This window comes from Mesorhizobium sp. B3-1-7, from assembly GCF_006439385.1.
Classification (GTDB): Bacteria; Pseudomonadota; Alphaproteobacteria; order Rhizobiales; family Rhizobiaceae; genus Mesorhizobium.
In genome coordinates this window covers 35,947-62,019 of the sequence record NZ_VFTL01000041.1, presented here as the reverse complement: position 1 = coordinate 62,019, position 26,073 = coordinate 35,947, and the positions used below count along the sequence as shown (strand labels likewise).

Sequence of the window (26,073 nt, the reverse complement as noted above, 5' to 3'; positions counted from 1 at the left end):
CGCAGGCGCGCGTTTCTTGGTTGCGCGAGGAATGGGCTTCGCCCAGGGGAAGAAACTCGCGCCGCGCCATTGCGGCATAGGCGGTCGAGGCTTCAGCCCCCCTTCGGCCAGATCAGCCCGTTCGAGAGGTCGTTGGTGCGCTCTGTGAAAATGGCCGACGGAGGCAATGGCGGCATGCGGGATCAACAATGGTTTGGCGGCCTGTTTCGCCAGCGGATTTCCTGACAGGATTCGGCATGTGCTGCATCGAAGCCTCTTTGCCTCCAGTGCCAAGCGCATGCTCACTTTGAGCGGCTTACTGCTGGGATCGAGATGCCTTCGCCCGCGCTGGCGTCGACGTGTCGTGCTACGGGCGCAAGCCCATTTGGATCGCCCTTCCCGCAGATCTCTCATGACGTTTGCTGGACAATTTGGGAGTCGGCGGCGAAAGAAGCTGGATGCCACCTGTTCGTCGCGCGGCATTGTATGAATGTCTCATTTGGGGCCGACAGGAGAAGGTCGGCTTCTGGCGCCCCAAGAACAATAGCGGACGTACAGCCGGCGAAGCAAAGTCCGGAATGGGGCCCAAGCAGCCCTCAAGGTCCGGGGTCGACGATCGCTTGAACCATGTCCGCGTCACGTCGCGGAGGAGCGCCGAATAAACGTTTGTACTCGCGGCTGAACTGCGATGCACTCTCATAGCCCACTGAAAAACCGACCGTAGCCGCCGCGTCGTGCTCGGACACAAGTCGCCGGCGGGCTTCATTCAGACGAACGTGCTTGTGGTATTGCAACGGGGTCAGGCCGGTCACCGCCTTGAAGTGGCGATGGAACACCGAAACGCTCATGCCCGCGACGGTGGCCATGACTTCGATGCTCAGGTGCTCGGCGAAATGCTCGCGGATCCATCTCATTGCGCGGCGAATGTGGGAGAGCCGGGAGTCGGTCCCCGCAATCTGGCGCAGCAATGCGCCTTGCGGACCCTTGAGCAGGCGGAACATGAGTTCATGTTCGAGATGATGCGCCATAACAGGAATTTCGTGCGGTCTGTCCAGTAACCCGGTCAGGCGCCTCCATACGTCTAGCAGCTCGGGATCTGCTTTGCTGATGCCGAAGCCGGTATCGATTGGCGGCTCCCGCATGTCGGACATTTCGATCAGCAATGCCGAAATGACAGCCGGATCGAGATAGAGGTTCGCCGCCAGATACGGCGCTTCCGGCGACGCCTCCGAGATTTGGCCAATGGCGACCACCTCTGCCGCGACGACCATGCAGCTTCCGGCGCCGTAATCCAGCACCTGGTCTCCGATAACAGTGCGCTTGGCTCCCTGGAGGACCAGGCAGACCATCGGAACGTAGGTCAGCCCGCTGAAGTCTGTCGGCCTGTCGAGGGTGCGGATGCCAAGGCGCGGGAACGCAGTGCTGGCGGAGCCGGCGTGTCGGAGCGCAACGGCTTTGACGGCCTCTAGATTGGTCATGGCGTCATTTGCGCCGATCATTCGAAACGGTCAAGCAGACGGCAGGATCAGGCAATCAATCGGCGCGATCAGGCATCGCTGAAACCGTTCGGAAGGACGACATACGCTTTGCAATCACGAAAGGAGACTTCCAATGATGAAGCGCAGACTCGGCCGGAACGGCCCCGAGGTGTCGGCCATCGGCTACGGTGCCATGGGCTTCCACATGGCCTACGGCTCGGCCGACGAACAGGACGGTCTGAAAACCATCCACTACGCCCACGACCTGGGTCTCACCTTTTTCGATACCGCCGAGTACTATGGCTGGGGCGAGAATGAGAAATTCATCGGGCGCGCCGTCAAGGGCTTCCGGCACGACATCGTCATCGCAACCAAGTTTGGTTTCAGCCGTGAAATGGGTACGGACAGTCGTCCCGGGCACGTTCGCGAAGTGGCCGAGAACAGCCTCCGCAATCTTGGCGTCGACCAGATCGACATCTTCTACCAGCACCGCGTCGACCCCAACGTCCCCATCGAGGATGTCGCCGGCACGGTCAAGGACCTGATCAACGAAGGCAAGGTGAAGTACTTCGGTCTCAGCGAGGCCGGCCCGCAGACAATCCGCAAGGCGCATGCGGTGCAACCGGTGACGGTCTTGCAGACTGAATATTCCATTTTCGAACGAGATGTCGAAGAACTCTTCCCCACCATCCGCGAACTCGGTATAGGCTTCGTGGCTTATTCTCCATTGGGACGGGGCTTCCTCACCGGCTCGGTCAAGCCAGCCTCGGAATACGCCGCGGACGACATGCGCAACCGGCACGATCCCCGCTGGCAACCAGGCAATTACGAGAAGAACGCCGAGGCCGTTCGCCAGCTCGGTGTTCTGGCGGGCAGCAAGGGTGCAACCGTCGCGCAAGTCGCTATTGCCTGGATCCTGGCCCAAGGCGACGACCTCGTTCCGATCCCTGGGACCCGCAACCGCAACCGCCTTGAGGAGAACCTGGGGGGTGCCCAGCTAGTGCTGACGCAGCACGACCTCGCCCGGATCAAGGAAATCCTGCCGAACGGTAGCTTCGGCGACCGCTATATGCGCGGCGCCCCCAAATGGGTCTGAATTCAGTTGTTGCCGCTTCGCGGCAACCATTATCTGCTTCCAAGCGGTATTGGACCTCGTTCTTCGGGGCGAGGCGTCAGGTGAGCTGCGGCGGTAGAGGATGAGGCTGATATAGTTCTTCGAGGCGGTGGATTTCCTCACTTGAAAGCTCGATCGAAAGGGCGGCGACCGCATCGTCAAGATGATTGATTTTGGTCGCCCCGACGATCGGGGAGACAATCGCCGGATTGCGAAGCATCCAGGCCAGTGCGATCTGCGAGGCCGGCAATCCGCGCTCCTGGGCAACCTCGGTCAAACGGTCGACGATGGGCTTGTCGATCGCAGCCGTCCTGTCGAACAAGATTCTCGAGAAGGCGTCAGTCTTCGCACGCTCGGTTATCGGTTCATCGGCCCAGGGGCGCGTCAAGCGCCCACGCGCGAGCGGCGACCAGGGATTGGCTCCCACCCCTTCCGACAGGCACAGCGGCAGCATCTCCCGCTCCTCCTCGCGGTTGAGAAGGTTGTAAAGGTTCTGGATCGATATGAATGTCGGCCACCCGTTGGCGCGTTGCAGGCCGATGGCCTTCATCAACTGCCAGGCATGGAGATTGCAGGCGCCGAGATAGCGAACCTTGCCGGCTCTAACCACGTCGCTCAGCGCGCTGAGCGTCTCCTCGAGCGGCGTTTCATTGTCAAATATATGGATCTGGTAGAGGTCGATGTAGTCGGTGCAGAGCCGCTTCAAGCTCTTGTCGACTTCCGACAGAATCGCCTTTCGCGACAGGCCTCTTCCGTTAGGCCCTGGCTGAACAGGCGCCGCAACCTTCGTGGCGAGGATGACCTCGTCGCGGGGGGCAAAATCGCGGATAGCGCGGCCCAGCACGGCTTCGCTCTCGCCGTCCTGATAGTTATTGGCCGTGTCAAAGAAGTTGATGCCCAGGTCGAGCGCGCGCTTGATGAATGTCCGGCCATCCTGTTCGCCCAAGGCCCACGGATGAGAATATCCAGTGGTGGCCTGTCCGTAGCTCATGCAGCCGAGGCAGAGACGAGAGACTTCCAGGCCCGTCCGCCCGAGTTTCGTGTAATCCATGGCAATTCTCCAGAAACAGCTCGATTTCGTCCTTGACATAGGCGGCCAGGATTGCGCCGATAAGTGTGATAAATCGGCATGTCGTCATGCGGAAACCGCGATAATGCACAAATCGGGTATGGTGGAACTGGACGCGGTGGTCGCTTTGTCGAGGCGAGGAAGTTTCCGTGCTGCCGCCGTGGAGCTCGGAATGTCGCCTACGGCGCTAACCCGTGTGGTGAACAGCTTGGAGGCGCGGTTGGGCGTTCGCTTGTTCAACAGGACCACGCGAAGCGTCTCTCTGTCGGAAGCAGGCGAGCAGTTCGTTGCCCGGGTCGCCCCGGCGCTTTCCGAAATTCGCAGCGCGATGGAGGGTGTCAACAACCTTCGCGACAAACCAGCCGGGACGCTGAGGATCAATTCGAGTGTGGGCGCGGCGCGGCAGTTTCTGGTTTCCGTCGTTCTCGAATATCTGCGCCGCTACCCGGACATGGCGGTCGACCTCGTCACCGAGGGCCGCCTAGTCGATATTACCGCTGAGCGCTTCGACGCCGGCATTCGCACGAGGGATGTGGTGCCGGCCGATATGATCGCGGTTCCATTTGGCACTGACCAGCGATTTGTGGTGGTGGGATCGCCAGCTTATTTTGCAGCGAACCCGCCTCCGCGGACGCCTGGCGATCTTGTGGGACATCGTTGCATCCGGGCACGCTGGCCGAACGGCGGCCTTTATCGTTGGGAGTTTGCGCAGCGCTCGGAAACGCTCAGCGTCGATGTTCCCGGCGTGCTCACGCTCGATGAACCGACGCTGACGCGAGAAGCAGTGCTGGCGGGCGCCGGGCTCGCCTACATGCGAGAAGCGTGGATCGCACAGGATCTCGCGGCTGGTCGCCTGGTCCGGGTGCTGAACGAGTGGATGCCTTCTTCGCCCAGTCTATGCCTCTATTACCAGGGGCGGCGGAATGTTCCGGCCAGTTTGCGGGCCTTCATCGAGGTCATTCGCGAGATCGAACCGCCCGCCCGCGATGGAATAGCCCCTACGGACGAAGGGTAATCACGCCTGGCCCGGATGAACGGTGCGTGACAGGTGACGGCGAGCACCAGATCAGAAATCGCTTCTGGCGCACAGCAACCTCGAATGTGGCGCAAAGCTGCCGTTCGCTACGCTCCAAATCAAAGTCAGCCGCCAGACTGGACATCTGGAAAGCGGCCGAGAGCCGTCGAGCGCGTTTAGCGGACAGCTGCCGTTTGGCCTCTGGCTAGATGAGCTGATCGAAGCCCCAAAAGGCGCAGGAGAGTTTGTTTTGAAGGATCGTCGGTCGAGGAAATTCAGCCTCCAGGTCACTATGCGGCTCCAGGATCGATGTTCTGGTTCATCCGGAAGATGTTCTCGGGATCATAGCGCCGCTTTACCTGTTGAAGACGTCCGTAAGCCTGAGGGCCAAACGCATCGCGGACGAGGTCGGCGCCTTCGCCATGGCCTGGGAAATTGAGATAGAGCCGGCCGGTCGAGTGTCGCTGCATGTGCTGCCAGAAGGTGCGCACCCAGCCGATATTCGCGTCGTCGTCCGAAGCCCTCGACCAGATCGCGTCGAAGCTCAGCATGTAGGGCATGGACCGGTCGCCGAAGGCGGTCGCGTCTTCCGGCACGCGCTGCACGTGGCCGCCGAATTTCCAGATCGAGGCGAAGGTCATCTCGGACGGACGTTTCGCCATCTGCCGCACGATATCCGCAATGACGCCGTCGTCGAGGCGGGAGAGATAGGTTGATTTCCAGTAGCAGCGGTCGCGCCCCTTCGGAAACAGCGCGTCGTACAGTGACTGAATGGTGCGATAGGGCATGCGGCCGCTGAAATCGACCAGCGGTTCGCCAAAACCGCGGAGTGGCGCTACGATCCGTTCGCCTTCATCCGCCGGGCCGTCATACACATGCGCAAGTGACACTACGCGCCGGCCGCGCGCGGGCTCGGGGAGGGAAGGATCGTCAGGCAGCGTCGAGAATTCAGCGAGTCCGCTCAGCCGCTCCGGTGCCGTTTCCATGAAGTCGCGCCAGCGCGCAATGACCTCGTCCGCGCGTTCCTCGGGATAGGCGGGGCCACAGAACATCAGCTCAGATTCGATCGGGTGCAGCTTGAACTCGAAGCTCACCACGACACCGAAATTGCCGCCGCCGCCGCGGAGCGCCCAGAGAAGATCGCGGTTTTCCGTCTCGTCGGCGCGGATCAGGTTGCCCTCGGCGGTGACGACATCGGCCGCGACGAGATTGTCGACGCAGAGGCCATGAGTGCCGCGGAGCCACCCGATGCCGCCGGACAATGTCAGGCCCGCAACGCCGGTCTCGGAGATGAGGCCCCCCGGCGTGGCACGGCCGAAAGGCGTCGTCGCGGCGTCGACATCCGCCCAGGTCGCACCGCCACCGACGATGGCGCGGTCGAGGCCGGGCACGACGCGCACCGCGTTCATCGGCGACATGTCGATCATCAATCCGCCGTCGCAGACCGCATAACCCGCGACATTGTGGCCGCCAGAACAGATGGCGATGGCGAGTCTGTGCTCGCGCGCGAAATTTACCGAGACCATGACATCGGCGGCGTTCCGGCAGCGGGCGATGAGGGCTGGGCTTCGGTTGATCATGCCGTTCCAAACGACCCGGGTGGCATCGTAGGCCTTGCTCGTCGGAACCAGCACCTCGCCGCGCATTCTGGAGCGAAGGTTTTCGATGCTGGCTGGCGAAAGCGAAGGCGTGGTCGTCGCGTTCATCGTCCCATCCTCCGTTTCCAGAATGCTAGCGCGGAACGAATGCGCCGGCTAAAGTCGAAAACGCAACGAAACGGTCATTTCTGCCATGCCTGAACAGGTGGCTCCGTTCAATGTGGCGATCCTCGCCGTGCCCGAGGTCACGGCTTCGGCGCTCTACGGGATGGTCGACCTGTTCTCCTCGCCGGGGCGGGACTTTCGCTTCATCACGCAGGGCGTGGCTGGTGACCAGCGGATGCGGCCCTACGTCGTGGCGCGCGGAGCAGACCGGTTTCGCGCTGCGAACGGCGTCTGGGTACATCCTGATCACACGATTGCCGACTGTCCGCGTCCTGATATCGTCTGCATCCCCGATTTCTTCGTCAATCCGGGCGAAAGCGTCGCCGGGCAGTATGACCCTGAAGCGCGCTGGCTGAAGCGCGTGCATGAGGAAGGCGCGCTGCTGGCGAGCGCCTGTTCAGGCGCGGTGCTGCTGGGCGAAGCCGGGCTTCTCGCGAACCGCGAGGCGACAATCCACTGGGGCTATGTCGACACGCTGACGAACAACTATCCCGGCGTAAAGGTGAAAGTGGAGCAGTCGCTGGTGCTGAGCGGCGAGGCGCAGCGCATCGTCATGGCTGGCGGCGGATCGAGTTGGCAGGATCTGGCTCTGTATCTGATCGCGCGCTTCGTCGGTCTTCGTGAGGCGATCGAGGTGGCGAGGGTCTACATGCTGCAATGGCACGACGTCGGCCAGCAGCCCTTCGCCACGCTGGCGCGCTCGCGGCAGACCAGCGACGCAGTGATCAAGCAAAGTCAGCAATGGGCGGAATCGAATTTCCGCAAGCCGGCACCGGTCGCCGTCATGGCGCGCCTGTCAGGTTTGCCCGAACGCTCCTTCGCGCGTCGCTTCGCCAAGGCAACGGGCATGAAGGCGTTGGACTATGTTCACGCGCTGCGGCTCGAAGAAGCCAAGTGGCTGCTGGAAACGAGCGACGAGGCCATCGAGGCGATCGCCAATGAGGTCGGCTACGAGGACACGAGTTTCTTCGGGCGCCTGTTCCGCCGCAAGGTCGGTATTACACCGATGCAATACCGCTTGCGCTTCGGGTCGTTGCGCCGGGCGGTCCAAAACGGATGACCGCGGATAATCCGGCAAGGAGGACGTTGATTTCATCAAGGGCAAATGTCCGCTTCCGGGTAGTCGGCAAACACCTCTGAACGACCGGCTTGCGGCGCGTTGCCGACCGGCAGCTCGGGGGCCGGAACCAGACGGCCCGCTATCGGGGCGAGGTCGGCGGATAGCCGCCATTCGGCAGACGACCGCTGAGCGGACGTTGAGACGGGTCTGCATGCATACGGATGCGCCCGGGGCCCTGAGGAGGTGTTCTCAGTGAAGGAGTGGCGGCGAGGCAGAGCTTTACCAGCATGGAGGCACTGGAGCAGGATGCTTGCCACCTATTGCGGTGCGCTCCGGCATGCACATGATGCCATGATCGGCACCTCTGCATGCGCCTGCGCCTGATCCAACTGCTGTCGCACCTGGCCGACTTCTACCGCGTTACCACGTCGGCTAAGGCATTCAAGCAGCCCGTGCAGGCTCCAGACGTTGCGTGGGTGTTGGCAAGGCCGCGGCAACGTCGCATCAAGCCCAAGGTCGGCGCGATAAACAGCCTCAGCTTCGGCATATCGTCCGGCATCCATCAGCAATGCGCCAAGCGCGTGTCGCGTCGGCTGCATCCAACCCCATGGCTCATCATAGAGCAAATTGTCGTCGAGATCGACCGCACGCCGCAGGAAGTCCAGACCTTTATGGACGCGGCCGGACTTGTAGTGCAACTCCCCCATCATCATCGCTTCGGCAACCTTCAGGATATCGGCACAGGGGTTGTTGAACAGCATGCGCTCGGGTTGCACTGCATCGCGCGCCACCGCGAAAAGTCTAGCGCTTTCCTCTGCCTGGGGAATTGTACCGAGATTGGACAGAGCCACGGTCCGGGCATAATGCAATAGGACGGTGCTGAAGGAGTAAAGCTCGGCATCTTCGGGGAAGGCCTCCTTCAGGATGCAGGACCAGCGGCCAAAGCGGATAAGTACGTGCAACTTCATCGGCGCGAAGGCTTCAAACATCTCTGGCATGTAACGCACCACCGGCTCTGGCAGGTTTTCCGCCAATGCCCTCGCGGCCTCGAAGGCATCCGAAGGACGACCGAGGAACATGGCCCCGTAGATTTGAAAGTGGAGGTTGTGGATCCGGTAGACCGTGTAAAAGTTCTCACCGCCTGCATGAGCGAAATATGAACGATCTACCTGAGCCGCCTGCCGGTTGCGCGCCACGACATTGTGGTAGTCGCCGCAAAGCACGTCGATATGCGTCGCCATATGCACCAGATGCCCAGAGTCTGGCACGAGGCGCACCAGCCGATCTCCGTGCGGCAAGGCTTTCTCTGGCGTCGACGACATCTCCATCAGATGAATGTAAAAATGCAACAATCCCGGATGCCTCCAAGCTGCTGGCTGGGTCATGAAGGCGCCGTCCAATGCCGCGCGCGCTTCCTCCGTCGAGGTGCCTGCGGCAGGCTGCCCGGTCCGAGTATCCCACAGCGCCCAAGGCGTGCGGTTGATCAGTGCCTCGACGAAGATCGCGGTCACATCCAGATCGTCAGGGAAACTCTCATATACAGGGCGCATCGCTGCGGCGAAATCGTCATGCCAGGGGCCGTAATCCGTAATCTCAGGATCAGTAGGGAACCGCGATGTCAGCGCTTCAAGCAGTGCGCGCTCGACTTGGATTGCGGGCAGATCGCGCGCCTCCGCCAGCAACACATGCGCCCGCGTCAAAGCGGCAATACGCTCTTCTGGCCCGAAGAAGTCCCATAGCTTGTTGTAGTTTGGGCCTAGACAGTGGGCGATCCCCCATCGCGCCATGACGTTTGAAGGTGCCACTTCGAGCACGCGCTCGTAACAGGCAATGGCCTCTTCGTGGTTAAATCCGTATTGCCAGATCAGCCCCCGGTCGAACCACTTCTGTGCCTCGGAAGGCGTGTTGTCCAGTCGGCGGGAGAAGGTGCCTAGATCGAAATACGTCATCGTATCCAGCTCCATGGCTGTCGGCGACTACCCGCCCAGACTACATCAAACCCCCGAAGGAAGGGAGTTCGACTTCAGGATACCGCCCGATCTCACCGTGCGATCTTCATCAGGAGCAGCGATATCGTGCGCTTCCCAGCCCCGACGCCGAACGCCGAGACGCGTCCATACACGGTGAACCTCTGAGCAACGCCGCTACAGGTAGCCGAAACCGTGTTGGTGCCGATAGTAGGCCCCGAGACGGTCGTTCTGCCGCTGTCGCTATAAAGCGAATAGGTGATCGTGGCGGCGCGTAAACCTGAGGTGACACCGTCGAAACGACGACTGCTTGTGGCGCAACCGCAACCTCCAATCGGGGTCGCAGGAAATGTCCCTTTTCGGGCGGCCTCATATTGAACTCTACGACAAGAATTGAGGCGCAAAAACGCCGTTCATTTCAGGATCGTAAGCCTGGGCCTGTAGACAGCGCAATAAAGTGGACCAGGCGGCGGATGCCTTCAGGAATGACGCCGTCGCGCGCGCAGCAATTGGCGATAGCCGCGCTCGACCATCTTCAAGCCGTCGCGCACTAAGCGATGCGTCTGATATCGAAAAGCCGAGTCATGCCAGTCGGCGGCGCTGACCAGCCGACGGCCGAACAATGCGGTCGCGACTTCAAAATGGGATGCCTGCTCCTCCCGGCCATCGAGGCACCGCAGCATGTGACCTAGGCGCCGGCGCTGGGCTGCGGTCAATCGAGCGTCGGGAAGGTGCTGCCTGTGGATCGAGCGGATGAACCGCTCAATGGCTTGCAGCCGGTCGTGCCCGTCCAGCGGTATGATGGCGGCAAGCGGTTCGCCTGGCTTCGTGTCGCCAAGAAGCGCCAGTTGCATGCCGCCAAGCGACGAACGCATGTGAAGGCCGACCTCATCATGCGGGCCCACGGCCAACGGTACGTCGAAGGCGCTGCCCTCCCGCGCTTGCAGATCCGGCGGAACCTCGACAAGGTTCACGACCCCAGGGTCGATCTGAGGCGCCCAATAGACGGGCTGCTCGACCGCGGACTGGTCAGGCCTGGCGGCGAAACTGCAAACCCCAGCGCTTGCGCAATGCGCGAATCGCCTTGGCCGAGCGGGAGGCCGCGAAGTCCCGCTGATACTGGGGATTGCGCCGCAGGAACTCCCAGGCAATCTCATCGGCGGCGGCGCCTTTGATAAACGCATATGCCTGTGGGTCACGCCACTGCGATGTATCCGGCTTCATGCACATCCTTCCCTCCTCAGGGATTTGATAGGAGGACGCGGCTTTGAGCGAAATCCTTGGATTCCGTCATTGACGAATGGATGAGGAGAGATCCAGGCGCCGAGCAGTCAGGCCGAGATTTTGCGATGCCTACTGGCTTGCGCCTTGCAGTGTCTTGAATGTGTTCGTCCAGGCGCGATAGGCGTCATCATCACCCTGGCTCCAGGCACTGAAGGCGCGCCAGGCGGCGAAAGATGATGCAGGCTGCTCGAATATCGAGCCGATCGACTGATCGCCTGCGGGCCAGCCGGCAGGCTGGTCGATTATCGCTTCATGAATGAGACGCCGCAGATTGGCCAAGGCCGAGCGGATTTGCGGCAGCGGAAGTTCACACAGGTCGGTGTTGTCATTCGCCTCCCGAACGACGATCGCGAGCTTGGCGATCACGCCCGCAAACGATTGGGCAGGCGTCGCCGCAATCTCAGCCAACAAGGCGTCAGCCTTTTCAGCGTCGTTCTGCTCTTCCTTGCAGAAATCAAGATAATCTCGGTCGGCGTCAGCCCCCTCCCCGCGCCCGATGACTTCGCCAATAGACAAAAGCGCGCCGCGCTCTAAGAGCCCGTACTCAGCCTGCTGCTGCCGGATGCAAGAGGCCAGCCTCGCAACGTGCGCCTCGATCCAGGCGAGGGACAGGGCAAGCGCTGGATCGGCCGGCGGCTGATCTTCAGCTGCATGGTCGGCAGAAGGCTCAGGACGCTCAGCGGTCAACGGAGATCGGGCTCCCGTCCAAGCGTGACGGAAGGCAAAGTCGTGGTATTGTCGGAATCGGCCATGATCCGAGCTCCACACAGCTTGGCTTTGGTCAGGTCGAAAAGGGTGTTCGCGCACCCTCTTCGACCGCAAGTTCGAGGCAGGGGTAATATACAAATTGATTGAGGTCAATCATAATATTGGGGACCAGGCAGCGAATTTCAGCGCCGAGCAGTGCCGCGGCGCACGTGCAATGTTGGGATGGAGCCAAGATGATCTGGCCCGCGCGGCCACCGTCGCACGGCAGACAATCGCTGATTTCGAACGCGGTGCGCGGACTCCGATTGCAAACAATATATTAGCGATCGTGAATGCGCTTGAAAGAGCTGGCATTGAAGTACTTCCTAACAATGGGATTCTGTTGCGAAAGAGCAGCTGATCGCGGTTCCATTACCGTCGAACGCCAAAGCCCGTCCGACCGGGGTCGAACGGGCTCGCTTGACAGTTACTCGCCGTTGCGGCGATTGGGGCGGGACCAGATGAGGCTGTGGCCCTCGCCTTCCTCGTCGGCGAAGAGGTTGGCGTAGATCGGGGCGGTGAAGCTCGGATCGTCCAGCTTGAGTCCGAGATAATCGCGGCCCTCGTTGGAGCGCTTGGACCAGGCGGCGCCGATCTCGGCCTTGCCGACCACGACGCGGTGGCTTGGTGCGTTCTCGCCGCTGGCCCGGGTGTCGGGGACGATGCGCACGCCTTTGGCCTGGACGCTGAGGGTGACGATCTCGCCGGTGAACTCGTTCGCATTGGTCTTCTTGAAGGTCCCGATGGTAGCCATGTTCAGTCTCCGTTTTTTCGTTTCCGAGCCCGCACCATGCGGCCTCGATGGCGATCGTGAGGCCGAAGGCGACCGCCGCCGCATCGCTTGCGACCGCAGCAAAGCGCAGGATGGCGCAGGCGCGCGTTTCTTGGTTGCGCGAGGAATGGGCTTCGCCCAGGGGAAGAAACTCGCGCCGCGCCATTGCGGCAAAGGCGGTCGAGGCTTCAGCCCCCCTTCGGCCAGATCAGCCCGTTCGAGAGGTCGTTGGTGCGCTCTGTGAAAATGGCCGACGGAGGCAATGGCGGCACTGGCCATCAAGAGAGCTGGAGCGAAGTGATGGCCGAGATGTCCGCCGACAACGGGTTGGCGTGATCTAAAATGAAAGCTTGCGCCCCATCCGGTGCCAGCCGAACACGGTGGCGTACAGCGAATGTCTCATTTGGGTCACGCAAGCGGATCGGCAGCTTGCGGCGTCCAGACGGCTATAGCAGACATTTCAGCGAGGGGTTGACGTCTGACCCAACTCTATTGCTTAGAGAAAGTGCCAAACCTTCATGCCGTTGCCGCCTACAGGCAATGCATGTATTCTGTCGCGTAGATTCGCGAACCGGTTGTGCGATGCTTATTACGAATACAGGTGTCAGAGCGCAGGGTAAGTACACGGAACTAAACATCGGTGAAATTTTTTGACGGACTTTCTAACATCTATTCACCTGTTTTGCTCTCGCTACGAGGAACGACATGCCAGGAAATGGTAACGGAAAGCCGATTGGACTTACGGCTCGCGCCTGGCGGACATTTTGTGCTGCCGCAAGTGGATTCAACCATGCACGGGTTTGGCTTGGACATTCGCCTTGGGCGACCCGGCATTTTGTCCTGCTCGTCGTCGTCATTTCACTTTCGATGGTTGCCCTCGGCTGGTGGATCGATCAATGCATCGCCGTGGCAGCTGGTGCGACGACCGGTCTGGCTGCAGTCCCCGGCAGAACACAGGCAGTCGCAGCAGTCGCTCTCGCCTGGGCAGTCATGCTTGGCGCAATCGTTCTCGTCTTCCGGCGAGATGACTTTGCTGACGGTGATAGGAGCGCTCTCGCCCATATCCTGCACTACGAACGGATCGGCCAGCGCATTCATGATGGTCCCGCACAAATGCTTACCTATGTGATACTGCGTCTCGACGAACTCGAAGACATGTTGCGAGACGCCGAAGGCAGCACGCAACATGTGTCTAGACAGATAATTCAGGATGTGAAGTCGGCGAGCGTCGACGCGCTGAATGACCTCAGGCAGATTTCGCGGCAGCTGGCATGACAGGCCAGAGTCCGGGAAGGTACTGACGGTAGGGCCTAGCTTTGCATGCCCCCGACGCTTGGCGCAGCGCTACGAAATCAGCAGCGTTATTCCGCGACGGGTGCCAAAACTGCAGTGGTCTTGGGCGTTGCCTCCGGGGCAATCCCCAAGACGAGAAAGAGGTCGTCCCGTTTGAAAGGCTTGCTGAGAAAGTCGTCCATTCCTGCCTGCAGGCATGCTTCGCGGTCGCTGGCATAGGCGCTGGCCGTTAAGGCAACGATACGGGCCCGACGGCGTTCGGCAATCGACGTGGCCTCAATCTCCCGGATCCTGGAAGCGGCACGAATTCCGTCGAGCTTCGGCATCGAGCAGTCCATCAGAATTGCGTCAAAACTGGTATGGCGAGCTGCGGCGACCGCCTCGTCTCCGTTGCTGGCCACTTGTACAAGACAGCCAAACTGCCGAAGGGTTTCCTCGATAAGTCCGCGGACACGCTCATTGTCTTCCGCTAACAGGATCCGTATCCCCGCGCTTGCCGCAGTTGAGGGGCTCGGCTTCGTTTCCAGCAGGTTCGACTCCTTGCGTGCCGCGCAGGCTGCGACCCCCGGTTCGGCGGCGACGGTAAACCGGAAGTGAGCGCCATGTGGGGGGGCCTCGCTGACCTGGATGGTCCCACCGAGCCGCTCGACAAGCTGACGGCTGATTGCTAACCCGAGTCCTGCCCCATCCGAATTGGCACCGCGATAGAATTCCTGGAAGATATGCTCACGATCATCCTCCTCGATGCCCGAACCCGTGTCCACGACGTCAAAGGCGAGAATGCCGGATACTTCTCTACTGACCCGGACTGTCACTCCGCCAGCCAGGGTATGCTTCAAGGCATTCCCGATCAGGTTCACCAGGACTTGGCGAATGCGCGCCGGATCTGATCGGTAGCTGGCCGGCGTGTTCGGAGCGCATTCGACGGTCATGCTCAATCCCCTGCGGTCGGCAACGGCCCGCATCATGTCACAGGTTTCCAATACGAGCGCCGAAGGCCCAAATTCGACTGAATTTATACTCAGCCTGCCGTGCTCGATAGCAGAAAGATCAAGCACCTGGTTGACGATGTCGAGCAATGTCTGGCTGGCGTGGTCGATAATCTCAAGTTTAGCCTGCGCGTGCAGGTCGGGCTGGCTAGATCGCAGCAACTCCGCCGCACTGATGATCGCATGCATAGGGGTCCTGATCTCGTGACTTACGCGGGCAAGAAACTGGGTTTTCGCGGAATTGGCCTCCTCTGCAATCTTTTTGGCACTGGCCAGCTCGGACGTCCGCTCTTCGATGCGTAATGCCAAATCTCGATTGTGTCTTTCCACCGTTGAGCCCCTATGAGCGAGCCAACGGAGCGCGGCAGCCAGGGCTACGCTCCCCAAAATCAGGATGATGACCTCGGTGCGGAAACGCTCATTGATCGACTGAACGGCGGGTGATTTCAGAAACACTGCCGTCGGCACTGCAGACCAAAGGCTCCATCCTCCTGCTACATCTGGAAAATCAAGCGGCATCGAACTGGCATAGGCGACATTGTCGAGACTGGCTTCGGCTCGCGGCGAGACCTCCTTCCAAAGTTGGCCGTCACGGGACCCCCTGTAGAAACCGAGTCTGTCATTGCCTAGCGCATAGCCTTCATTCGGCAGGATCTCTGTAAGGACGTTGGACAGCACAACTGCCGTAACGATGCCTCGCAGTTCCCCGTCAAACCCGAAGAATGGAACCGAATAAACAAGACCCTTGCGGTCGTTGTCGTCGGGCGCCGCCGGCGAGTAGTGTGTGTTGTCGCAGGTAATGACTTCTTCGCTCACAACCGCCGGATAGTTTAGATTTGATATTATATCTTCGTTTCCATACCTGTTCTTCAAGTACTCAATCTGGAGTTTCATAGCCCTGTATTCGAATATCTCAACCTCTTCTACCTTGCTTTTCTCCGCGAAGGCTATGCGCGCTGAGCTTTGATCGGCGTTTTTGCCGACTATAAATTCATCGAACGTCATGAGCGGCGCTTCTGGCGTAGCCGTGTCGCTATCGATGCGGTCCGGATCGAAATTAGCCGGCACTATGTAGAGTTCCGAGACGGATAGGTTTTCCGCAAGATTGTTGTAAATCTCCTGGGCGCTGACCCTCGCGTCCTCTTGCAAGGAATGAGATTCCGAACTCAACGCCCGCACAGTCGGCAAGCGGGCGATAGTTCGAATACCCTGATACATCTGGCGAAAGCTGGCCTCGATATTGACTGCAACCGCTCGACTCTTGGCCTGGTTTTCCGCCTGGAACGCCCGCGTCGCAGCCTTGAGATCCATTTCCCTCGCGGAGCTGAACTGAAGCCAAAGCAGACACCCTAGCGCGACCAGCAACAGGTAGCCGCCCAACTCGATCCAGGAGAGACGCGCGTAGCGCATTGATCTCGGGCTCCCTACCGTGGCCCTCACTCGCTTGGTAACTCGCCCCAAGGCCTGGACGACGCCTCATTGATGAGGCACTCGGCGTTGTGGTGGTATCTAGATGCAGCCCCGAGTCGAACGCTAACTTCCCAAGGGCAGAGTTATTGTGCGCAGTTTTTGCGCTGCAATTACCGCCGAAACACGGTTGGTGACCCCATATTTCTGCAGAATGCCAGACATGTAATACTTGACCGTCTTTTCACTGATATCCAGCTTCTCGCCAATCTCTCTGTTGGTAAGACCCTCCTCAACACCTTTCATGATTTGAGCCTCTCGGTGGGTAAGCTGGTCGACAGAGGACGTCTGCCGGACGGTTAGTTGCGCAGCCTGCAGCAACTTTGTCGCAAATTCAGGCGAAACGAATGACTCATCGTTGATCACCGTCCACATCGCCTTCTTAAGATCGCCGGGGCTAACGCCCTTGAGCACATAGCCTTTGGCGCCGGCGTTCAAAGCGGATATCGCGGTGTTGGCCAAGTCGCAAACTGTCAGGATCATGCAACGGACAGAAGGCGTACGGGCGACAATATGCTTTAGTGCTTCCAGGCCGCCTCCCGGGATCCCCAGATCGAGGAGCATGATCTGCGGTCGCAACCGCTCGGCGATTTCCAACGCTTCGCGGGCCGTACTTCCTTCGGCAATGAGATTGAAACCTGCTTCGCCTGAAATGACGGCGCTTAGACCCTGTCGAACGATTGGATGGTCGTCGACAATAGCAATTGAAATCTTATCAAGCTCGCCCACACGCGTACCCCAACGCACAGCCCCAAGCGTATGTGACGCCCGTGAGCCTCCACCCCAACACTCAACACCCAACTAAATATTAAGCCGGGCTTAAGTAGGTGTCAACGTATGTCAAATTTAACAAAGTGAGGTAAGCCGACCAAGAACTTTAACTCTGTAAATGAAGCCAACTACAAAAACAATCAGGGCGCTAGATCGATTTTCAAGTATTTCCAAAAGTAATTTTGGCGTGTTTACCCACGCATCGCGCCTAGCCGTCCGAAATTCGGCATACTATAAAGTGCTGTCATGGTTAAGCTAGAGGTTGCTTGTCTGTCTTTCCAATTGAGGTCGAGATCGAGCCTTAGGCCCTTGTCCTTGACGCGGCACTGCAACCTTCGGCCGTCCGAGGCCAAAGCTGCCCGCGTACTGGTTTTGCGCATTCGCCCGCGCATCATCCGTCGTGGCGACGCGTTCGAGACGATATCGCTCCGATTGATCTGGCTCGATCGTGCTCTCCCATGGATCGGGAAGACAACTGCAACAACTTCGACGTGAGACATTGTCGGCGACTCGGCTAACGTTTCAGGACCGGGACGGTCGTCTTCGCTGTACTTCTCCAGGGCGACATTTGGCGAAACGCTGAAAGCGGGGGCGTCGAGACAGGTCTAAGAATTGTTCAGAGGCTGTTTCTGGACCTTGGTCGAGGAAGGTGCCTGACCTTGGTCCTAGATGGACTCGACCATCCGCCAAAAAGCCCTAGCCCTTGCGCCGAGAACTTCACCCGACGTCTGACAATACCCAAGCCGGGCCGACCTGCCATGCTTAGAGGGTTAACGTGGGCAATATGCAAGTCGGGCGCATGCCGTTCAAAATCTGCATCAACCGGTCGCTGAAAATCCGGCCCTTCTCGGACTCTCCGTCGGGAGAGCCCACTGCTCTCCTGACCAATGTGAAAAGGGCGTACAAAGTGGAGGCACCGAAATGTCCGTAAGCGCAAACAAGTCAGTTCGGTGCTGGAGCAGGTTCGTGGCCCTGAGACCGGTTCAACAAGGGCGGCCGAAGGAGCATCAGCATAGCGCCGCCGTAAGGCGGGATGCGGCAGCCCCCGGCGAAGGGCGCCATATGATGACGACCAGTCCGGTTCCAGCGATACTGGTTTCGATGTGATCGATACCAAATGAAATCGGGTGAGAAATGCTGCGGAATCGTGTGTCGCGAAGCCAATTTCTGGATGCTGATGGCATCTAAAAGCCAAATACGATAGCCTCAACTCACCCATTGCAGCGAAGCCGGAACTGGCAGCTGGATGAGTGGGGGGAAAGGCGGCAGCGCTCTCCCGCTACCAACCTACTTATAAGCTATTGAAATCACAATAAAAACATTAGCCTTTGGTAGCGCCCTGTCCGAAAAATCTTCAATGATTTCAGGGCCGAGCCTGCTACCTTGTGGTCCAACGTACGTCGCAAATGCGCCGGAAGCGGTCTTTGCTGAGCAGATGTTCTAATGTCGCCTTTGGGCGGGAACGGCCAGTCTGCTTTTAGGCCGGCCACCAACAAGCTGCCGCTCCCAACCAGACAGGGTCGCCGGCGGAAGCGCCAGACGGCGTTTCGATCATCCTGTCTCATCCGCCGATGTAGGCCGCCAATTCATCAGGTGTCCCCTTGGGAAAGGCTTCCTTCAAATGGCCGAGGAACGCAGACACGCGGGCGCTCAGCAAGCGCCGGGACGGATAGAGCGTCCATAATGCGATGTCTGGGCTGTCGACATCGCCCCAATGCATCAACGTTCCGGCTGCCAGATCGTGACTTACAAGCGAGATCGGGAGACGTCCTGCGCCGACTCCCGTCCGCACGGCATCGCGGATCATGAGGAGCGACGAAAGGCGAAGGACGGGCTCGATCGCGATGCGTGACCGTCCGGCTGGCGCCACGATGTCCCAGGCTGCAATACGGTCGCCGGCCCCCCGCACGATGGCCGGAACGGCGAGATCGTCGGGCGGTCTGGCGAGGCCCGGGCTCGCGACCACGACCAGCCGATCGCGCAGGAAAATCCGTCCGACAAGGCTTTCATCGGGCTCGGGATTTACCCGGATCACCAGGTCATATCCCTCCTCGATCATATCGACGGCGCGGTCCTCCGTCGTGACCTCGAGCCGGACTTCAGGATATTTCACCGCGAACCCGGCGGCCAGCCTCCCCATTGCGGTTTGGGAGAAGAGCAGCGGCGCGCTGATCCGCAGCCTGCCGCGTGGCGTGTGTCCGCCCGAAGCTATCGCCGTCGCGGTTTCGTCGAGTTCGGTCAGCAGCGCTCCCGTCCGCTCGAAGAGCGCGCGTCCTTCCTCGGTGAGCTTCAGCGCGCGCGCCCCGCGCTCGAACAGACGCAGGTCGAGGGCGGCCTCCAGTTCCGCGACCCGGCGGGACAGGGTCGCTTTCGGGCGCCCCGCGGCGCGCGCCGCCTTGCCGAACCCTCCGTGCCGGGCAACCAGATTGAAATCAGCGAGGGCGAGAAGATCCATCTGTTCCACCATTGAGACGCCATGTCCAGATATAGCGTCTATCGGTTCGAATGTGGATCCCTCATTTACAGGGTGTCTTTTGACCCAAACCCGGAGTGAACCCCATGACCATTCTCGTTACCGGCGCGACCGGCAATGTCGGCAGCCAGGTCGTCGACCAACTCGTCAAGCGCGGCGCCGACGTCCGTGCTCTTGTCCGCGATCCCTCGAAGGCGAACTTCCCTGCGGGCGTCGCCGTCGTGCAGGGCGACCTGCTCGACGTCGATTCCCTGCGCAGCGCCTTCTCGGGCGTTTCCACCCTGTTCCTGCTCAATGCGGTGGTGGCGGATGAATTCACCCAGGCGCTGGTTGCGCTCAACCTGGCCCGCGAGGCACGCATCGAACGGATCGTCTACCTGTCGGTGATGCACGGCGAGCTTTACGTGAACGTGCCGCATTTCGCCGGCAAGCTCGCGGTCGAGCGCATGATCGAGCAGATGGGCCTCAACGCCACCATCTTTCGCCCGGCCTACTTCATGAACAACGAGTTCATGATCAAGGACGTGATCCTCGGCCACGGCGTCTATCCGATGCCGATCGGCAGCAAGGGGCTGGCAATGGTCGACGCGCGCGACATCGCCGAGGTCGCAGCGATCGAGCTGCTTCGCCGCGAGCAGGCGGAAATTGCTCTCCCGCTCGACCGGATCAACCTCGTCGGTCCCGACACGCTGACCGGCGCGGACGTCGCCGCCATCTGGTCGGATGTGCTGGGTCGCCAGATCGACTATCCCGGCGAGGATCTTGCCGGCTTCGAAGAGAACCTGCGGCGGTTCATGCCGAACTGGATGGCGCTCGACATGCGCTTGATGGGCGAGCGCTTCATCAGCGAGGGCATGATCCCCGATGCTGGCGACGTCGACCGCCTGACCAAGCTGCTGGGCCGCCCGCTGCGCACCTATCGCGACTTCGCCGCGGAAATCGCTGCCTCAGCCTGACGCCAGCGGCAGCCTGCCACCCGACATCAATCTCACGGATATGATTATGATCTACTCAACCGCCACCGTCCCGGTGAACCCGGAAGGCGCGACCAGGCTGACCCGTGCACAAGCATGGGCCGGCCTAGAACTCAAGGCTCGTGACGCCCGCGAATTCCTGCCGCCCGGCCTCTGCACGCGCTGCGACGTCGTGGAAGAAAGCGCGACGCATTTCGTGCGCGAGGCGACCATCGCGGGTGCGGATCTGCGCGAGATCATCACGCTGGAACCGGAGAGCAAAGTCACATTCCTCCAGGCCACCGGGCCGCGCGAGGGCGCGATCATTAACGAACTGTTCGAGGGACGACGGCACGCTCCATCTGCGCTTCTACTGCTATCTCGGCCTGCGCGGCAAAGAGCCTGATGGCCCCGAGGAGCGAGCCGAACGGCGCAGTTCGACGGCGATCAGGGCTACAAGGCTGCCCTTCTGTGGACGCTGAAGCGCACCCGCGAGCTCGCGGAGGGCCGGCTCTGACCATCAGCCACGAACATCAACAAGGGACTGCCTCTTAGGAGGCGTCCCGTCTTGGCTCGACTGGCAACGGCGTGCGCGGGTCTTTCTTGAGGCTTTGACTTTCTTCGACAGGCGAGGCCAAACGGTGTGAGGATCTGTGATGGAGCCAGCGTCTATGAACAGCTAAACGACTATCACGGCCTTGATTAGCCCCGACTTTTGGTGGACCCAATGCGGGATATCGCGGCGGCTGTTCGGCAGGGTCGTGCGGTGCGTTATCAGCTTGGCCATAGGAATGGCGCCATCGTGCATTGCCGCCATGATGTGGTCAAAGTCGACACGAAGCGCGTTGCGGCTGCCGATCAACATCATCTCGCGTTTGTGGAACTCGGGGTCGGAAAAGCTAATATGGTCATTGATGACGCTGACCATAATCAAGGCACCGCCATGCGCCACATAAGCGAAAGCGGCCTCTATCGACGCCTTGTTACCGGTCGCATCAAAAACGAGGTCAAAACACTCGCCATCGGTTCGCTCCCGTACCAGGTCAACGGGTGACAACGAAAGTCCATCGATAACGGGAAAACCGAGTTGACCTTCGGCGAAGTCGAGCCTCTCTCGGCGCACGTCCGTGATCGTCACCACTTGGCCGGCAATACGTGCAAACAAAGCCGTGCCGAGTCCAATGGGGCCGGCACCGATGACCAGAGCACGTGTACCGGCAGCAAGCTTGGAGCGCCTCACCGCGTGGGCACCGATGGCCAGGAATTCGATCGCTGCCGCATGGTCGAGCGACAATCCTCCGATCGGATAGAGATTGGCCGCAGGCACGAGCAATTCTTCACACATACCGCCGTCGCGATGAACGCCCAACACCTCAATCGCTACGCAGCAATTCGGCTTGTTATGACGGCAGGCTAGGCATCTGCCACAAGCAAAATAAGGATTCACGACGACTCGTTCGCCGATGCGGATAGGGGCGCCTTCCCCGATCGCAGTCACCGTGCCTGCGAGTTCATGCCCCATGACACGTGGATAGGCCAGGTAGGGATGCTTGCCTTCGAAGATGTGATAATCGGTGCCACATATACCGACATGGCTGATGCTGACCAGCGCCCATCCGGCCCCCGGCCGGCCGGGTGCGGAGCGATCTTCCAAGATCAGTTCACCAGGTTTTCGGCAAACGAGCGCCTTCATGCGGATCACCTTCCTGGATGTTCCAAAAAGAACCCGGCGGTTGAGAAGACCGCCGGGCCAGTTGTGGGAGCCTATTCGAAGTCCTTGACGTTCTGCAGCGTCACAAGGCCAGCGCCGGTATCGACATTGGCCTCCACGGTTTCCCCGCGGATCGCCTTGACGACAGTGTCGATGCCCAGCTCGCCCATCTTCGCCGGAAACTGTGCAACGCTGGCGTCTTCCGCACCCGACTTGATCGCTTCGATCTCGCCGCAGCAGGCGTCGAAGCCGACCAGTATGATCTTTTGATTGACCATGCCCGCATTGCTGATCGATTTGACGGCGCCTGGGATTGGCGGGCCACAGGCCGAGTAGATCGCCTTGAGATCGGGATTGGCGGTGAGGATGTCTTCGGTCACCGACGTGCCAAGTTCGAGCGTGCAGTTGGTTGCGCCCTTGCCGACAACGTCGACTTTGACGTCGCCCAACCCCTGCATCATGCCGGTGACGCGGTCGTCCAGTGCCGGCACCCCGGGAACGCCCTGCAGGATACCGATCTTGTCGCCACTCTTCAGCACGGTCTTGAGGTACTCCCCGGCGATCTTGCCGCCGTTGAGGTTGTTGGTCGAGACCAGTGCTGTTTGACCTTTCCAGTTGGGAATGCTGTTGTCGACGAGAACCACCTTGATGCCGGCGGCGACCGCCTTGTCGAGCGCCGGCGCAACCGTCGGATCGACCGGAGTGACAGCCAGGCCCTTGACGCCTTGCGTGATCATGGACTCGATCAGCGCAATCTGGCCCTCGATGTCGGTCGCGGCCTGACCCTGGCCGGTAACCAGTTCGATCTCCGGATGAGCGGCCGCGTATTTCTTGGCGGCCTGTTCCATGGTCGAATAGAACGGCACTGGGAATTTGGTGATCAGGCCGATCTTGATCTTGTCTGCTGCCGAAGCCGGCAGCGCAAACACGACCGCGATAGCGATCCCTGCAAACAGTTTTCGGTTGATTGGCATTCCATTCCTCCCTTGAATTGAGACGCCTCCCGGTGGGGAAGGCCTCCGGCATTTGAGGGCCGCAACGGTCCCCAAAATCTCGAACGGATCAGGCTCCAACGATCATGGAAACCAGCTCTTGTTTGTTGTGCCTTGTCGGCACCAGCTCGCCGACCTTGCGGCCCTGGCGAAGCACCACGGCGCGATCGGCGAGTTCGACGACATGCTCCATATTGTGAGTTATCAGGATCACGGCATTGCCCTGGTCGCGGAGCGCTGCAACCAGATTGAGCACTTGGCGTGATTCACGCAGACCCAGTGCAGCGGTCGGCTCATCCAGGATGACCACCTTGCGGGCAAATACGGTGGAACGGGCCACGGCGATGGCCTGCCTTTGTCCACCCGACATCATGGCGACGACGGCATCCAATCGAGGTAGCGTAACCTTGAGGTTTGCCAGCAGAACACGGGTCTCGGCGTCCATCCTGCGCTGCTGCAGAAATCGCAGGCCGCGCGGAAGCCATTGCGGGCCTGCCAGTTCGCGGCCGGCGAAGAAGTTCTGTCCGGGTGTCAGATTGTCGAAGAGAGCCAGATCCTGGTAAACGGTCTCGATGCCGGCGAAGCGTGCATCCGCAGGGGAGCGTACCTGCGTCGGCGCACCGTCCAGGAGAATCGCGCCGGCATCGAGTTGGTGTACGCCGCTGATGCATTTGGTCAGCGTCGATTTGCCCGCGCCATTGTCGCCGAGCAGGCCAACGATCTCGCCGCGCCGCACCTCGATGCTGACATCGTCCAGCGCCAGAACTGATCCGAAACGTTTGGTGGCCCCGCGAACCGCCAGCACGGGATGGTCGGCGGTGACAACGCGATCTGCGTTGGCTGCAACGGCGCTCACGACTGCCTCCCGGCCTGCATGACACGCACACGCCCTTCGAGATAGTTGCGCAGCACGTCGGACTCGACCGCGATGACGATGACCACGCCGATGACAATGAGCTGGAAGAAGACGTTCACGTTGAGCAGGTTGAGTGCGTTGCGGATAACGCCGATCATGATGGCGCCGATTAGGGCATGGCCGAGATGGCCACGGCCGCCAAGAAAACTGGCGCCGCCGATAATCACCGCCGCGATCGTATCCAGTTCAAGCAGATTGCCGAACAAAGGGGAACCGGCGTCGGTGCGACCGGCGAGTAGGACCGCGCCGATGCCGGCGCACAGCCCTGAGATTACATAGACCGAAACCAGGACCCAGGACACAGGAATGCCCATGCGCAAGGCGGCGTCGGGTCGACCGCCGACGGCGTAAATCCAGCGCCCCCAGACCATCGTCTTGGCTATGACGAAAAGGACCGCAGCAACGCCTGCAACGACAAAAACCGATCCGGGCAGACCCCAGACCGCATCGCGCCCAAGCGCATCTATCGAATCCGGCATTCCAGGAATGGCGCGCCCATCCGCCAATTGGAGTGCCAAGCCCTTGGCGATGCTCAATGTCGCCAGCGTAATGATGAAAGGATGCGGCAGCCGCCCGAAGACGTAGAAGAGCCCGTTGATGGCGCCCACCGCCGCACCGCAGCCAACCATCACCGCGACAACCGCGATGGCGGGAGCGCCGGCATGGAAGCTGAGGGCACCCACGACGGAAGCTAGTGCCAGGTTCGAGCCAACGGAAAGATCAATGCCGCGGGTCAAGATGACCAGATGCTGTCCCATCGCAACCACCGAGATGACGGCGGTCTGGGCGAGGATGTTGCTGAGATTGCGCCCGGTCAGGAAATAGGGCGACAGAACACTGAGAACGGCGATCAGCAACAGCAATATGATGACTGGACCAGCGCTCAGCAATGCCAGTCCGAGCGCCAGGCCAGGGAAGGCGCCCGGCTTCTTCGTCGCCAGCATTGAGGCGTCGCTAACAGCGGTGCTGGTGTTTTCCGTTTTGGGCAAAACCCCTCCCCGCCCAGGCTTACCTAAGCTTGGAGCGTCAGAACCAAGACTGTATTTCAGCTTCCTCTTATCGATAAAAAACAAGCAATCACCACTTGGTCAAGTTGTTTTTTATGGATAAAGTTCAAGCCAAAAAGGACAAGGTTGCTCAGAAGGAAGTCCGATGCGAACCGATACTGTCTACAAGAAGGCTTTCAACCGCGCCGCCACCATGCTGCGCGATGGACAATTGACTGGCGAACTGCCCTCAGAAAATGAGCTCAGACGGCGAGTGGGAGTAAGCCGCACGACGGTCCGAAAGGTCCTGCAGGAACTTGCTCACCGCGAACTTATCGCCGAGCGCAGCGGCGTCAGGATGGCAGGCCGTGCGGTGGAGGATAGCGACTACTATCCCGACGCCGAAACCACGTCACGTGCCAAGCATGTCGAAGAGCAGTTCATGGAATGGATGCTGCGGGGTGACACCAGACCCGGCACCAGCATCAACGAACTTGAGCTCGCGCGGCAATTCGGCGTTGCGACCAACGGAATTCGCGAGTTCCTCATCCGCTTCAGCCGATTTGGATTGCTCGAAAAAAGGCCGAATACGGCCTGGGTTTTCAAGGGTTTCACCGAAGACTTCGCCCTCGAGCTGTTCGAGATCCGGGTGATGTTCGAGTTGCGGTCGGCGCATTTGTTCTCAAGGCAGCCTGACAACTCCCCACTTTGGGGAAAACTCGCAGCGCTCAAGAGCGCGCATACCGAGCTGCTGAAGCGGATTGAAAGCCGCTTTCACGACTTCTCCGGTCTCGACAACCGGTTTCATCGGCTCATAAACGAAGCTTCGCCCAATCGCTTTATCGACGACTTCTATGACATCATTACCTTCATCTTCCACTACCACTATCAGTGGAACAAGCGGGACGAAAAGCAGCGCAACCAAGCGGCGATCCTTGAGCATCTCGCCTATATCGACGCCCTTGAAAGCCGCGACTCCGAGTCGATTGAGCGAGCCTGCGAAGCGCATCTGGCTTCGGCAAGAGCAACGCTGATGCGTTCGCTGGTTGGACTTGATGAATGATGAAACCGCTGCATGGCAACGGGGTATCTCTGGAATATCGGATTCCTCCCCGCGCGCTGGCGCGGGCGAGCTTTTGCAGAACGAGAAGTTCTACCCGCCGCTTTGTGGAAAGAATACGAAAAGATCGTCAGTATCTGCAGCAGCTACCAGCAGGTGCCCGCGCAACGGTACCCTTGCCTAGCAGCCGCGGAAGTTCAGCTCGGCCGACCGC

At 60.2% G+C, this 26,073-nt stretch carries 23 protein-coding genes and 1 pseudogene; 8 read left to right on the top strand and 16 right to left on the bottom strand.

Translation table 11 applies throughout. The features are described from left to right. Positions 1–575: 575 nt before the first annotated feature. On the bottom strand, positions 576–1,478 hold the full coding sequence (locus FJ417_RS27885; RefSeq protein ID WP_210240673.1) for an AraC family transcriptional regulator: 903 nt from the start codon (positions 1,476–1,478) through the stop codon (positions 576–578). Positions 1,479–1,590: 112 nt separating this feature from the next. Here FJ417_RS27885 and FJ417_RS27880 point away from each other — a divergent pair, with 112 nt between their 5' ends. Then, entirely contained in the window at positions 1,591–2,553 is a 963-nt protein-coding gene (locus FJ417_RS27880; protein WP_140785649.1) for an aldo/keto reductase, read from the top strand. Positions 2,554–2,629: 76 nt separating this feature from the next. On the opposite strand, the gene FJ417_RS27875 is transcribed toward FJ417_RS27880, so the two are convergent. Continuing rightward, positions 2,630–3,622, bottom strand: coding sequence for an aldo/keto reductase (locus FJ417_RS27875; protein WP_140785648.1), 993 nt, complete (start codon positions 3,620–3,622; stop codon positions 2,630–2,632). Between the two features lie 103 nt (positions 3,623–3,725). Between FJ417_RS27875 and FJ417_RS27870 the strand changes: the two genes are divergently transcribed. Continuing rightward, entirely contained in the window at positions 3,726–4,655 is a 930-nt protein-coding gene (locus tag FJ417_RS27870) for a LysR family transcriptional regulator (protein ID WP_140785657.1), read from the top strand. 290 nt (positions 4,656–4,945) lie between these two features. Here FJ417_RS27870 and FJ417_RS27865 read toward each other — a convergent pair whose 3' ends face one another. Beyond that, positions 4,946–6,361 (bottom strand): FAD-binding oxidoreductase, encoded by a 1,416-nt coding sequence (locus FJ417_RS27865; RefSeq protein ID WP_140785647.1) that lies wholly within the window; start codon positions 6,359–6,361, stop codon positions 4,946–4,948. 85 nt (positions 6,362–6,446) lie between these two features. Here FJ417_RS27865 and FJ417_RS27860 point away from each other — a divergent pair, with 85 nt between their 5' ends. Continuing rightward, entirely contained in the window at positions 6,447–7,478 is a 1,032-nt protein-coding gene (locus FJ417_RS27860) for a helix-turn-helix domain-containing protein (RefSeq protein WP_140785646.1), read from the top strand. Between the two features lie 317 nt (positions 7,479–7,795). Here FJ417_RS27860 and FJ417_RS27855 read toward each other — a convergent pair whose 3' ends face one another. The 5 genes from FJ417_RS27855 to FJ417_RS27835 all read right to left on the bottom strand — a co-directional run bounded on the left by FJ417_RS27855 (position 7,796) and on the right by FJ417_RS27835 (position 11,416). Beyond that, on the bottom strand, positions 7,796–9,427 hold the full coding sequence (locus FJ417_RS27855; RefSeq protein WP_140785645.1) for a tetratricopeptide repeat protein: 1,632 nt from the start codon (positions 9,425–9,427) through the stop codon (positions 7,796–7,798). Between the two features lie 92 nt (positions 9,428–9,519). Beyond that, entirely contained in the window at positions 9,520–9,849 is a 330-nt protein-coding gene (locus FJ417_RS27850; protein ID WP_140785644.1) for a spore coat protein U domain-containing protein, read from the bottom strand. Positions 9,850–9,924: 75 nt separating this feature from the next. Beyond that, positions 9,925–10,419: a DUF2285 domain-containing protein gene (locus FJ417_RS27845; RefSeq protein ID WP_140785643.1), complete on the bottom strand. Its 495-nt coding sequence runs from the start codon at positions 10,417–10,419 to the stop codon at positions 9,925–9,927. 55 nt (positions 10,420–10,474) lie between these two features. Next, positions 10,475–10,669 carry a DUF6499 domain-containing protein gene (locus tag FJ417_RS27840; RefSeq protein ID WP_140785642.1) on the bottom strand — a complete coding sequence of 65 codons (195 nt, stop codon included), beginning with the start codon at positions 10,667–10,669 and terminating at the stop codon, positions 10,475–10,477. A gap of 129 nt (positions 10,670–10,798) precedes the next feature. Then, a complete protein-coding gene (locus FJ417_RS27835) occupies positions 10,799–11,416 on the bottom strand; it encodes a hypothetical protein (protein WP_246687565.1) in 618 nt (205 codons plus the stop codon). Between the two features lie 160 nt (positions 11,417–11,576). Between FJ417_RS27835 and FJ417_RS27830 the strand changes: the two genes are divergently transcribed. Next, complete coding sequence (locus FJ417_RS27830) at positions 11,577–11,837, top strand: helix-turn-helix transcriptional regulator (RefSeq protein WP_246687564.1); 261 nt, start codon at positions 11,577–11,579, stop codon at positions 11,835–11,837. 66 nt (positions 11,838–11,903) lie between these two features. Here FJ417_RS27830 and FJ417_RS27825 read toward each other — a convergent pair whose 3' ends face one another. Then, positions 11,904–12,230, bottom strand: a complete 327-nt coding sequence (locus FJ417_RS27825; RefSeq protein WP_113190782.1) for a DUF736 domain-containing protein — start codon at positions 12,228–12,230, stop codon at positions 11,904–11,906. A gap of 723 nt (positions 12,231–12,953) precedes the next feature. On the opposite strand from FJ417_RS27825, the gene FJ417_RS27820 reads away from it, so the two are divergent. Further along, on the top strand, positions 12,954–13,523 hold the full coding sequence (locus tag FJ417_RS27820; RefSeq protein ID WP_140785641.1) for a histidine kinase dimerization/phosphoacceptor domain-containing protein: 570 nt from the start codon (positions 12,954–12,956) through the stop codon (positions 13,521–13,523). 86 nt (positions 13,524–13,609) lie between these two features. Here the strand turns inward: FJ417_RS27820 and FJ417_RS27815 are convergent, their stop codons facing one another. The 3 genes from FJ417_RS27815 to FJ417_RS27805 form a co-directional block, all read right to left on the bottom strand. Further along, complete coding sequence (locus FJ417_RS27815) at positions 13,610–15,940, bottom strand: ATP-binding protein (RefSeq protein WP_140785640.1); 2,331 nt, start codon at positions 15,938–15,940, stop codon at positions 13,610–13,612. Positions 15,941–16,063: 123 nt separating this feature from the next. Continuing rightward, positions 16,064–16,726, bottom strand: coding sequence for a response regulator transcription factor (locus tag FJ417_RS27810; RefSeq protein ID WP_181183318.1), 663 nt, complete (start codon positions 16,724–16,726; stop codon positions 16,064–16,066). 1,603 nt (positions 16,727–18,329) lie between these two features. Then, positions 18,330–19,223, bottom strand: a complete 894-nt coding sequence (locus FJ417_RS27805; RefSeq protein ID WP_140785638.1) for a LysR family transcriptional regulator — start codon at positions 19,221–19,223, stop codon at positions 18,330–18,332. A 104-nt stretch (positions 19,224–19,327) separates the two neighbouring features. On the opposite strand from FJ417_RS27805, the gene FJ417_RS27800 reads away from it, so the two are divergent. Together FJ417_RS27800 and FJ417_RS27795 are read left to right on the top strand one after the other, a co-directional pair. Further along, positions 19,328–20,197: an NmrA/HSCARG family protein gene (locus FJ417_RS27800; RefSeq protein WP_140785637.1), complete on the top strand. Its 870-nt coding sequence runs from the start codon at positions 19,328–19,330 to the stop codon at positions 20,195–20,197. Positions 20,198–20,243: 46 nt separating this feature from the next. Next, a pseudogene (locus tag FJ417_RS27795) lies at positions 20,244–20,711 on the top strand (SRPBCC family protein). A gap of 162 nt (positions 20,712–20,873) precedes the next feature. Here FJ417_RS27795 and FJ417_RS27790 read toward each other — a convergent pair. The 4 genes from FJ417_RS27790 to FJ417_RS27775 all read right to left on the bottom strand — a co-directional run bounded on the left by FJ417_RS27790 (position 20,874) and on the right by FJ417_RS27775 (position 24,886). After that, positions 20,874–21,887 (bottom strand): zinc-binding alcohol dehydrogenase family protein, encoded by a 1,014-nt coding sequence (locus FJ417_RS27790; RefSeq protein WP_140785636.1) that lies wholly within the window; start codon positions 21,885–21,887, stop codon positions 20,874–20,876. Between the two features lie 71 nt (positions 21,888–21,958). Next, positions 21,959–22,879, bottom strand: coding sequence for a sugar ABC transporter substrate-binding protein (locus tag FJ417_RS27785; protein ID WP_140785635.1), 921 nt, complete (start codon positions 22,877–22,879; stop codon positions 21,959–21,961). An 88-nt stretch (positions 22,880–22,967) separates the two neighbouring features. Then, complete coding sequence (locus FJ417_RS27780) at positions 22,968–23,753, bottom strand: ATP-binding cassette domain-containing protein (protein WP_140785634.1); 786 nt, start codon at positions 23,751–23,753, stop codon at positions 22,968–22,970. Beyond that, positions 23,750–24,886 (bottom strand): ABC transporter permease, encoded by a 1,137-nt coding sequence (locus tag FJ417_RS27775; RefSeq protein ID WP_246687563.1) that lies wholly within the window; start codon positions 24,884–24,886, stop codon positions 23,750–23,752. The genes FJ417_RS27780 and FJ417_RS27775 overlap by 4 nt, the downstream gene beginning before the upstream one ends. A gap of 79 nt (positions 24,887–24,965) precedes the next feature. Here FJ417_RS27775 and FJ417_RS27770 point away from each other — a divergent pair, with 79 nt between their 5' ends. Next, entirely contained in the window at positions 24,966–25,862 is an 897-nt protein-coding gene (locus FJ417_RS27770) for a GntR family transcriptional regulator (RefSeq protein WP_140785633.1), read from the top strand. Positions 25,863–26,073: the final 211 nt, after the last annotated feature.